At 38.9% G+C, this 715-nt stretch carries 1 protein-coding gene; it reads left to right on the forward strand.

Going from position 1 to position 715, the window contains the following annotated elements:
* Positions 1 to 140 precede the first annotated feature (140 nt).
* Positions 141 to 503 (forward strand): GFA family protein, encoded by a 363-nt coding sequence (locus HC733_RS22525; protein WP_190367198.1) that lies wholly within the window; start codon positions 141 to 143, stop codon positions 501 to 503.
* Positions 504 to 715: the final 212 nt, after the last annotated feature.

The following is a 715-nucleotide window of genomic DNA, read 5'->3' on the forward strand; positions in this document are numbered from 1 at the left end:
ATGTTAAAGTTATTCATGCTAGCCTCCGCTTTTAGTTGTTTAACACACTAATTATGGCTCTGGTTTTTAGCTAACCCACGAATAGGAGGCTAGCACCTCGTGGGGAGTCATTATGTCTAGGCATCAAGGAGTATCACGGAATGATTGAAGCAAGTTGCCACTGTGGCAATATTAAAATAGCTGTCCCTGAAACTACGGAAACAATCACAAGTTGTAATTGTTCTGCTTGTAGCAAGTATGCTTCATTATGGGCTTATTTTTCACCTACAGATATTACAATTACTACAGCAAAAGATGCACTCAAATCGTACTGTTGGGGCGACAAAACTATTGAATTTCATCATTGTAATAACTGTGGTTGTTTAACTCATTACACGCCAACAGAACTTGGCAATAAAGATAAAATGGCTGTCAATTTTCGTTTAGTAAATGCAAATGTTGTTAACGCTCTTAAAATTAGATATTTTGATGGCGCTGATAGATGGGAAGAAATAAAGCAGTAAATGCCTAACAAGCGCATTAAGACGGGACTGCTAACAGTTGGCTCAGTTTCGCTCCGCTACACATTTTAGCCAACAATTATCAGCCCCTTATGCGGGCGTTGAGGCTGTAGAATTACTCTTTTCAGGTACTGGATTATTGGTTCTGGATTGGCTGTTTTTTAACCTTGAATCGAGTTGGTTACTGTGATCTAATAGCTATTATTCACCCATGG

The organism is Pseudoalteromonas sp. S16_S37 (assembly GCF_014694405.1).
GTDB lineage: Bacteria > Pseudomonadota > Gammaproteobacteria > Enterobacterales > Alteromonadaceae > Pseudoalteromonas.

Bases quoted from the DNA above. Each gene is read 5' to 3' on its own strand.
- HC733_RS22525 (WP_190367198.1), top strand. From the start codon at position 141: ATGATTGAAGCAAGTTGCCACTGTGGCAATATTAAAATAGCTGTCCCT.